The following is an 8,812-nucleotide window of genomic DNA, read 5'->3' as shown; positions in this document are numbered from 1 at the left end:
CTATAACCTCACGGCCAAACTGTAATGAACGCTTGCACAAAAGGGGGCGTCCATGTACGGGGACGACGAGTAAAGGGCGCTGGAACGACGATCAGATCGCCATCTCCCTGAGCACCTTCGACGCCTCCCGGCTCGCCGTCAACACCACCCCATCCCGCATCTGGATCACCAGCTGCGACTGATCGTCCGCCCGCATCGAATCGACAAAATCCAGGTTCACCAGCGCCGAGCGGTGCACCCGGATGAAGCGCGCCGGGTCCAGCTGCACCTCCAGTTCCGAGATCCCGATCCGCACCAGGAAGGTCTGTCCGCGCGCCGCGATGGCCGTGTATTTGGAGTCGGCCTTCAGGTATTCGATCTCGTTCAGCGACAGCGGGAAGATGCGGCCGCGGTCGCGCACGAGGATGCGTTCCAGGGGCTTCGGCGCGCGTTGGGCCGCCTGCTCCAGCGCGGCGTCGACGATGGCGCGCGGCGGCGTGGGCGACTCCAGCAGGCGCGCCACGGCGGCATCGAAGCGGGCGCGCGTAAAAGGCTTCAACAGGTAGTCGACGGCGTTCAGCTCGAAGGCCGTGACCGCGTACTGGTCGTAGGCCGTGGTGAACACGATGGCGGGCGTGCAGCTCAGGCGGCGCAGCACTTCCAGGCCGGTCATCTCCGGCATCTGGATGTCCAGGAAGACGACGTCCGGGCGGATGCGCTCGATCTGCTCGAGGGCAGACGCGCCGTCGCCGGCTTCGCCCACCAGGCGCAGGGCCGGATGGGCGTAGATGGCGTCGCGCAGCAGGTCGCGGGCCAGCGGTTCGTCCTCGGCGATGAATACGGTTTTGGTGTCCAATGAAAGCTCTCTCAGGCAGGTTGCAGCGGGATCGACATCGTGACCGTGAAGCCGGCGCCGGGCGCGGTGGCGATCGCCAGCCCGCCCCGCTCGCCGTACGCCAGCTGCAGGCGCCGTTCGACGGTGCGGATGCCCAGGCCGTTCGACGCCCTGACGGCGGCGAGGTCGGCGCCCGGACCGTCGTCGCCCACGCTCATGGTCAGGGCCTGCGCCGCATCGTCGACGCGGGTGCGGATGCGCAGCAGGCCGGGACGGCTATGCGGATTGAAGGCGTGCTTGATGCTGTTCTCGACCAGCGGCTGCAGCGACAGCGCGGGCAGCGGCAGGCCGGCGGCGTCCATGTCGAGCTCCCACTCGATCTTCAGGCGCGGCCCCAGGCGCAGGCTTTCCAGCTCGAGGTAGTCGCGCACGAAGCGCAGTTCGTCTTCCAGCGTCACGCGGTCGCTGCCGCTCTTTTCGGTGTCGAGCACGTAGCGCAGCATGTCGGAGAACTGGAAGAGGGCCGTCTCCGCAGCCTCCGGATTGCGGCGCGTCAGCGCGATGATGGAGTGCAGGGTGTTGAACAGGAAGTGCGGGTTCAGCTTGTTGCGTAGCGCGTTCAGCTCGGAGGCGACCAGCAGGGTGTGGGCCTGCTGGATGGCGATGGCCTGGCGCTGCCGGGCATGGTTCACGCGCACCAGGTGGAACATGGTGGCGATCACCCCATAGCTCATGATGCCGTACAGGACGGGCCAGACATACCAGGACAGCGCCTGCTTCAATCCGGTCACCAGGAACAGCAGGGCATAGGAACCGATGGCGTAGAAACAGGCATTGAACGCATGCAGCAGGAATTCCAGCACGGGCCGGGGGCGCTTCCGCTCAAGCCAGCCGCTCAGCGGCCACAGCAGGGCAAGGATGCATGCCTGCGGTGCGGTCCACATGGCCTGGCCGATCACGGCCCAATTGAAACGGCCGGCGCGCAGATCGTCGACTTGCAGCGCCATGATCAGCAGGCACAGGTAGGCAAGCCAGCCCAGCGCATACAGGCGCCACATGCGGCCGGTCGGGATGTCGTGGTGTGTGGTGGTCAGTTCCATAACGGAAAGTATGGCGCATAAGCCGGGCCAGAGCGATGCCCATGACGCCAACTGCGGATTTCGTGCAACGAATTGCGGGATCGGCCTGGAACCATTGGCGCGCAGCAGCTTCGGGGGCGGTGCTATATTCGGCTGTACTGCGTAGCTCGCAGCAGGGCAAGCGGGGAGTTTGATGGCTGAAGCAGGCAGCGATGACATGCGCGCTTTTCTGCGCGAACACAATATCCACGAGGTCGAGTGCGTCATCGCGGACATGACCGGCATCGCACGCGGCAAGATCATTCCGAAAGACTTGTTCCTGTCCGGCGAGCACATGCGCTTGCCCAAGAGCGTGCTGCTGAACACGGTCCACGGCGAGCAGCCCAACAACACGCCCTACGTCGGCGCCATCGATCCCGACATGGTCTGCGTGCCCGACCCGGCAACGATCCGCGTCGTCCCCTGGGCCACCGAGCGGGTCGCCTGCGTGATCCACGATTGCCAGAACTTCGACGGCAGCCCGGTCGGCCTGGCGCCGCGCTCGGTGCTGCGGCGCGTGTTGGAAAGCTACCGCGAGCGCGGCTGGAAGCCGGTGGTGGCGCCCGAGATGGAGTTCTACCTGGTCGCGCGCAACCTGAACCCGCACGAGCCCCTGAGCCCGCCGACCGGCCGCAGCGGCTTCACGGAGCAGGGCCGCCAGTCCTACTCGATCGACGCGGTCAACGATTTCGATCCCTTTTTTCTCGAGCTGTCGGCCTTCTGCAAGCAGCACGAGCTGGGCGTCGAGACCTTGATCCACGAAGCCGGCGCCGGCCAGATGGAAATCAATTTTACGCACGGCGATGCGCTCGAGCTGGCCGACCGCGTCTTCCTGTTCAAGCGCGCCGTGCGCGAGACGGCGCTGCGGCACGGCATCTTCGCCACCTTCATGGCCAAGCCGATGGAGACCGAGCCGGGCAGTGCCATGCACGTGCACCAGAGCGTGGTAGACATTGCTAGTGGACGCAATATGTTCTCGAACGAGGACGGCAGCGAAAGCACGCTGTTCCGTCAATTCATCGGCGGGCTGGAAAAATACGTGCCGCCAGCGACCTTATTGTTCGCGCCCCATGTCAATTCCTTCCGCCGCCTGTCGCGCTTCCAGTCGGCGCCGATGAACGTGCACTGGGGCTACGACAACCGTACCTGCGGCATCCGCGTGCCGAATTCCACGCCGCTCAACCGCCGGGTCGAGAACCGCGTGCCGGGCGTGGACGTGAATCCCTACCTGGCGATGGCGGCGACCCTGGCCTGCGGCTGGCTGGGCATGACGGAAGGCTTGCAGCCGGCGCCGCCGACGGCGGAAAGCGCGGAGCACGTGCATGGCGAACTGCCGCGCAACCTGGAGGATGCGATCTTCAAGCTGCGCGGCTGTCCGGCGCTGGCGGAGATGCTGGGGCCGCTGTTCGTGGCGGCGTTTTGCGAGGTGAAGGAGCTGGAGTTTGCGACGTTTTCGCGGGTGATCAGTTCCTGGGAGCGGGAGCATCTGATGCTGCTGGTATGACGGCTTCGAGACCGTCGTCCCCGCGCAGGCGGGGACCCAAGTTTGCGTGTGGCGTGTTAGCACGTGCTATCGGCCCGCGACGAACTTGGATTCCCGCCTTCGCGGGAATGACGGTTACACGCAGGGGAGGGTGATCGTCAACCGGGTGTGCCCATCCCCCGTATCCATCGCCGCCCCGCCACCCTGCACCTCGGCCATCAAGCGAATCGAGTAGGTCCCCAACCCGGCCCCATCTTCCTTATCGGCGGTCGCATACTTCTCGAAGAAGCGTCCGCGCATGGTCAGCGGCACCTCGCCCTCGTTGTCGATCACCACGTGCAGGCTGCCGTAGCCCGGCGAGACGTCCACCTTGATGACGCCGCCTTCCGGCGAGGCCTCGGCCGCGTTCTTGAAGGCGTTCGAGAACATCGAGTAGCACAGCAGCGGTTCGCCCAGGCAGCTGGTGTCGCCAGGCGCCGCAAAGCGGATGTCGATCTGGTTGGGCGCGAAGGCGAGGCGGGTCTGCTGGGCCACGCGCTCGAGCAGGGCGCCCAGGTCGAAGGCTTGCAGCGCCGGCTGGTACTCGCCCTTTTCCATGCGGTAGATGTCGAGCGTGCGGTTGATCATCTCGAGGGCGTTATTCGCCGCCATCTCGATCATGCGCGCGTGCTCGCGCTGGCTGTCGGTCAGCGCGGAGTCCTGCAAGGCCTGGCTGCCGTGCAGGGCGACGGCCAGCGGGCTTTTCAGGTCGTGGCGGGTCATGCGCTCGACGTCCTCGCGCAGGTGGGCATTCTCCACCAGCAGCGCGTTCTGGCGCTGCAGGTCGGCGGTGGCCGCGGCCAGCGTCAGGTGGGTCGCGATGCGCGCCTTCAGGATGGTCGGGTCGGCCGGTTTCGATACGTAGTCGACCGCGCCCAGGCGCAGGCCGCCGACCACGTCGTCGACCGCGTCCTTCGCCGACAGGAAGATGATCGGGATGCCGGCCGTCTTCGGGTTCGCCTTCAGCTCGCGGCAGGTCTCGAAGCCATCCATCACCGGCATCATGATGTCGAGCAGGATCAGGTCGACCTGGAAGCTGTTGGCGATCTCGATCGCCTTGCGGCCGCTGATGGCCACCTTGATCGCGTACTCGTCCTTCAGGGCGCCGGCCAGGATCTCGATATTCGTCGGCACGTCGTCGACGATCAGCACTGTGCTCTTCTTGATGCGTTCCGCCAGCGGCTGCTGCAGGCCGATCACATGGGCGCCGGTGTCGAGCGGCGCGGCCAGCGGGGCGGGCGCCGGCGCCGGTGCAGCTGAAGGGGCAGGGGCGGGCTTCGCGGGCGCGGCCGCGCGCTGGAAGGGCAAGGCAGGCGCTTCCTGGGGCGAGCCGATCATCGCCATGAATTTGCTGGCGAAGCTGTGCACCGTGAAGGGCTTGATCATGTAGGCGCTGACGCCCGCCTGCAGCGCGCTGCGCACCGAGGCCGGATTCGACTCGGCGGTCAGCATCATGTACAGGGTCCTGGCGTAGCGCGCGTCCTTGCGCATCCAGCCCAGCAACTCGATGCCGCTCATGATCGGCATGCTCCAGTCGCCGATCACGATGTCGATCGGTTGTTTACGCATCAGGTCCTGCGCGGTCTTGCCGTTCTCGGCCTGGAAGATATTGATGAAGCCGAGTTCCGTGAGCACCTGGCGCACCGCGGTGCGGATCAAGAGGTAGTCGTCGACGATCAGAATGGAGGCGGACTTGTCCATGATTTTTAACTCTTTTTCTATTGGCCGAGTGTAACAACGAAACCGCTCCCAACCAACTAGCAGTGCCTGATTTGTTGTCAATATGCATGCAGAATACGCATGAACATGCTTAAAATTTGCATGTATGTGCTGGTTTATGCGTAAACGTGTAAGATGATCCATCGAACAAACGAAGGACAGGTATGCAGTTAGCGGAAGAGCGTCGGCAACGGATCGTCGACATGGTGGACCAGCAGGGCAAGGTGCTGGCTGCCGAGCTGGCGCTGCGTTTCCAGACCTCCGAGGACACGATCCGGCGCGACCTGCGCGAGCTCGACGCCGCCGGCCTGCTGCGTCGCGTGCACGGCGGCGCGATGCGGCGCACGCGGGCCGAGCCCAGCTTCGGCCAGCGCGTCGACGACGCCGGCGCGCGCAAGGCGATGCTGGCCCAGGCGCTGTGCGAGGCGGTACGCCCCGGCGATACCGTACTGGTCGACGCCGGCACCACCAACCTGGCCTTCGCCCGCCTGCTCGAAGACGGGCGCGCCGCGGCCATCATCACCAACAGCCCGCAGATCGCGCTGGCGCTGGGCGAGCTGCGCAAGACCAGGGTCATCCTGCTGGGCGGGATCTATGCCGGCCATGCCGGCGCCGTGCTGGGCGCGCAGACCGTGGACGAGATCCGCAGGCTGCGCGTGAACCTGGCCGTGGTCGGCGTCTGCAGCGTCGAGGCCGATCGCGGGCTGGGCGCGAGCGATGCCGAGGAAGCCGCCGTCAAGCGGGCCATGCTGGCCGCCGCCAGCCGGCGCGTGGTCGCGGCGCTCAACGAACGCCTGGAAGCGCCGGCGCCCTTCCTGATTGCGCCCCTGGGCGAAGTCGACCAGCTGGTGCTGGAAGCCGCCTGCCCGCCCGAGGTGCTGGAGCGGCTGCGGCAGCTCGACCCCACCCCCGACATCAAGCTCGCAGCGAAAGTCAAACCATGAAACCGGCCGAGAATCTCCAACCAGCCGGCACCGGCACGGTCGACAGGGCGCGCTGGGCCATCTCCACCATCTTCCTGCTGAACGGCGCCGGCATCGGCCTGTGGGCCGCCCACGTGCCGCTGGTGCAGGCGCGCGCCGGCATCGACACCGGCGTGCTCGGCCTGCTGCTGCTGACCATCGCCGGCGGCGCCATCGCGGCGATGCCCTTGTCGGGCTGGCTCGCGGGGCGCTGGGGCACGCGCACGGTGGCCCTGGTAAGCGCCTTCCTGTTCGCCATCACGACCGCGGTGCTGATGAACGCCGACGGCCTGCCGGCCCTGTTCCTGGCGGCCTTCGCCTTCGGCGCCAGCAACGGCGTGCTGGACGTGTCGATGAACGCCAACGCCAGCGAGGTCGAGACCGCGCGCGGAATCCCGACCATGTCCTCTTTCCACGGCTTCTTCAGCCTGGGCGGCTTGACCGGCGCGGCGCTGGGCGGGATGCTGATCGGCGCCGGGCTGGGCGACGGCCGCGGCGCGCTGATGGCGGGTGTCGTCATCGCGCTTGTCGTCGCCCTGTGCGCGCCCTTCGTGCTGAAAGTGGCGGCGGCGAAGCACGAGAGCCACTTCGCGCTGCCGCGCGGGCCGGCGCTGTTCCTCGGCTTGCTCGGCCTGCTGTGCTTCGCCGTCGAAGGCGCGCTGGTCGACTGGAGCGCGCTGCTGCTGACCGGGCGGACCAAGGCCGATCCGGCGTCGGCGGCCTTCGGCTACTCGGCCTTTTCGGTGGCGATGGCGGCCTGCCGCTTCGCCGGCGACCGCCTGGTGCTGCGCTTCGGCCCGATGCGGGTGATGGTGGCGGGCGGCCTGGGCATGTTCTGCGGCCTGATGCTGGCGGTGCTCAGCACCCAGTTCGTGCTGTCGGCCTGCGGCTTTGCGCTGATCGGCCTGTCGGCGGCGAACGTGGTGCCGCTGATTTTCTCGGCCGCCGCGCGCACGCCGGGGATGTCGGCCGGCGGCGGGCTGGCGACGGTGGCGACGCTGGGTTATGCGGGGCTGCTGCTGGCGCCACCCTTGATCGGGTCGGTGGCGGCGCATACTAATATCGCGGTGGCGCTGGGGATCCTGTCGATATCCGGCATCGTGATCGCGGCGAATGCGCGGGCCGTGAAGGGGTAATGTGCAACGTGGGCACGGTGTGCCCACCCTACGGCAGCGTAATCGTAGGGTGGGCTCCCCAAGCCCACGCGGACATCGTTACCTGTATTCGCGCAGCACGGTATAACCGCTGCCATCACCAGTCTTGGACTCGACCAGCGTGTAGTGGTCAATCGGCCAGTCAATCGACGGCCCATTCGCAGGAATCTCCACCCGGCCAGCCCGCCGCGCCATGGTCACATGCGGCCGATAATCCCGCGCCTCCGGCTGCAGTCCCACACCAGGCAAGGCGCCCGACAAGGCCGCATGCAAATCGATCAGCTCTTGCGGCACGGAGGAAGGCGCCAGCACCGCAATCCCGCCATGCCACAACTCGGCCACGCCAAGCTGCAGGCGGAACGGCGAGAAGGGCACGGCCAGGCCATCCAGCAGCGCAGGCACGGCATCGCAGGGCTGGTTGCCGAGGAAGTGCAAGGTCATGTGCAGCTTGCCGGTATGGACCGGCGAAGCGCCGCGCGGCCAGTCCCACAAGTCGCGCCATGCGCGCAGCTGCTCGCGCACGGCCGCATCGGGCCAGAGCGCGAGGAACAGGCGCGTGGTGTCCATCTCAGAAGCAGTGTTCCGGCGCCGGGAAGCTGCCGTCCTTCACCGCCGTCACATAGGCCGACACCGCGGCGTCGATACTGGTTTGTCCGTCCATGAAGTTCTTCACGAAGCGCGCCTTGCGGCCCGGGAAGACGCCCAGCAGGTCGTGCATCACCAGCACCTGGCCGGTGCAGTCCGGACCGGCGCCGATGCCGATGGTCGGCACCTGCAGCATCTCCGTCACTTCCTTGCCCAGCGCCGCCGGCACCGCTTCCAGCAGCACGATGGCCGCGCCGGCATCCTGCAGCGCTTGCGCATCGCGCTTGAGCTGGTCGGCGCCTTCGCTGGTCTTGCCCTGCACCTTGTAGCCGCCCAGCTGGTGGACGAATTGCGGGGTCAGGCCGATGTGGGCGCACACCGGGATGCCGCGCTCGACCAGGAAGCGCACGGTTTCGGCCAGCCAGGCGCCGCCTTCGATCTTGATCATCTGGGCGCCGGCGCGCATCAGGGTCGCGCAGCTGTCGTAGGCCTGCTCCTTGGTGCCGTAGCTGCCGAAGGGCAGGTCGGCCAGCACCAGCGCGTTCTTGCGGCCGCGGACCACGGAGGCCGTGTGATAGGCGACGTCGGCCACCGTCACCGGCAGGGTCGAATCGTAGCCGGCGCAGACCATGCCGAGCGAGTCGCCAATCAGGAGGATCTCGACGCCGCAGCGGTCCATCAGCGAGGCGAAGCTGGCGTCATAGCAGGTGAGCATGGCGATCTTCTGGCCGGCCGCGCGCATGGCGCGCAGCGACGGAATGGTCACGGCCATCGGGACTGGTTTCGCCGGGGCCGCAACCGGCGCCTGCGCTCCGCTGTCCGCGCCCGGTGCCGCCATGTCCTTGCCCTGCAAATATCCGCTCATCGTTTTTCCTTTGTAGATCGTAAAAAAGCCTGCCGGCTGCAGCCATGGCGCGCCGACGGCGTAGTGTAATGCC

General features: G+C 67.0%; 8 protein-coding genes. 3 read left to right on the top strand and 5 right to left on the bottom strand.

Annotation, left to right across the window (positions count from 1 at the left end; genetic code table 11):
• Positions 1 to 91 precede the first annotated feature (91 nt).
• Together ACFPO9_RS22470 and ACFPO9_RS22465 are read right to left on the bottom strand one after the other, a co-directional pair.
• Complete coding sequence (locus tag ACFPO9_RS22470; protein WP_379775199.1) at positions 92 to 835, bottom strand: LytR/AlgR family response regulator transcription factor; 744 nt, start codon at positions 833 to 835, stop codon at positions 92 to 94.
• A gap of 11 nt (positions 836 to 846) precedes the next feature.
• Entirely contained in the window at positions 847 to 1,914 is a 1,068-nt protein-coding gene (locus ACFPO9_RS22465) for a sensor histidine kinase (RefSeq protein WP_379775196.1), read from the bottom strand.
• A 196-nt stretch (positions 1,915 to 2,110) separates the two neighbouring features.
• Here ACFPO9_RS22465 and ACFPO9_RS22460 point away from each other — a divergent pair, with 196 nt between their 5' ends.
• Complete coding sequence (locus tag ACFPO9_RS22460; protein ID WP_379775193.1) at positions 2,111 to 3,436, top strand: glutamine synthetase family protein; 1,326 nt, start codon at positions 2,111 to 2,113, stop codon at positions 3,434 to 3,436.
• Positions 3,437 to 3,550: 114 nt separating this feature from the next.
• On the opposite strand, the gene ACFPO9_RS22455 is transcribed toward ACFPO9_RS22460, so the two are convergent.
• Positions 3,551 to 5,155, bottom strand: coding sequence for a response regulator (locus tag ACFPO9_RS22455; protein WP_379775191.1), 1,605 nt, complete (start codon positions 5,153 to 5,155; stop codon positions 3,551 to 3,553).
• Positions 5,156 to 5,337: 182 nt separating this feature from the next.
• Between ACFPO9_RS22455 and ACFPO9_RS22450 the strand changes: the two genes are divergently transcribed.
• Together ACFPO9_RS22450 and ACFPO9_RS22445 are read left to right on the top strand one after the other, a co-directional pair.
• Complete coding sequence (locus ACFPO9_RS22450) at positions 5,338 to 6,117, top strand: DeoR/GlpR family DNA-binding transcription regulator (protein WP_379775189.1); 780 nt, start codon at positions 5,338 to 5,340, stop codon at positions 6,115 to 6,117.
• Positions 6,114 to 7,271, top strand: a complete 1,158-nt coding sequence (locus ACFPO9_RS22445) for an MFS transporter (RefSeq protein WP_379775187.1) — start codon at positions 6,114 to 6,116, stop codon at positions 7,269 to 7,271. The genes ACFPO9_RS22450 and ACFPO9_RS22445 overlap by 4 nt, the downstream gene beginning before the upstream one ends.
• 78 nt (positions 7,272 to 7,349) lie before the next feature.
• Here the strand turns inward: ACFPO9_RS22445 and thpR are convergent, their stop codons facing one another.
• Complete coding sequence (gene thpR, locus ACFPO9_RS22440; RefSeq protein ID WP_379775184.1) at positions 7,350 to 7,856, bottom strand: RNA 2',3'-cyclic phosphodiesterase; 507 nt, start codon at positions 7,854 to 7,856, stop codon at positions 7,350 to 7,352.
• Between the two features lies 1 nt (position 7,857).
• A complete protein-coding gene (gene panB, locus ACFPO9_RS22435) occupies positions 7,858 to 8,739 on the bottom strand; it encodes a 3-methyl-2-oxobutanoate hydroxymethyltransferase (RefSeq protein ID WP_379775182.1) in 882 nt (293 codons plus the stop codon).
• Positions 8,740 to 8,812 lie beyond the last annotated feature (73 nt).

This window comes from Massilia aerilata (assembly GCF_042656905.1).
GTDB lineage: Bacteria > Pseudomonadota > Gammaproteobacteria > Burkholderiales > Burkholderiaceae_D > Telluria > Telluria aerilata.
This window is presented reverse-complemented; position numbering and strand designations above follow the sequence as displayed.

Coding starts and splice junctions, on each gene's coding strand:
- panB (WP_379775182.1), bottom strand. CDS start 8,739: ATGAGCGGATATTTGCAGGGCAAGGACATGGCGGCACCGGGCGCGGAC.
- ACFPO9_RS22450 (WP_379775189.1), top strand. CDS start 5,338: ATGCAGTTAGCGGAAGAGCGTCGGCAACGGATCGTCGACATGGTGGAC.
- ACFPO9_RS22460 (WP_379775193.1), top strand. CDS start 2,111: ATGCGCGCTTTTCTGCGCGAACACAATATCCACGAGGTCGAGTGCGTC.
- ACFPO9_RS22455 (WP_379775191.1), bottom strand. CDS start 5,155: ATGGACAAGTCCGCCTCCATTCTGATCGTCGACGACTACCTCTTGATC.
- ACFPO9_RS22465 (WP_379775196.1), bottom strand. CDS start 1,914: ATGGAACTGACCACCACACACCACGACATCCCGACCGGCCGCATGTGG.
- thpR (WP_379775184.1), bottom strand. CDS start 7,856: ATGGACACCACGCGCCTGTTCCTCGCGCTCTGGCCCGATGCGGCCGTG.
- ACFPO9_RS22445 (WP_379775187.1), top strand. CDS start 6,114: ATGAAACCGGCCGAGAATCTCCAACCAGCCGGCACCGGCACGGTCGAC.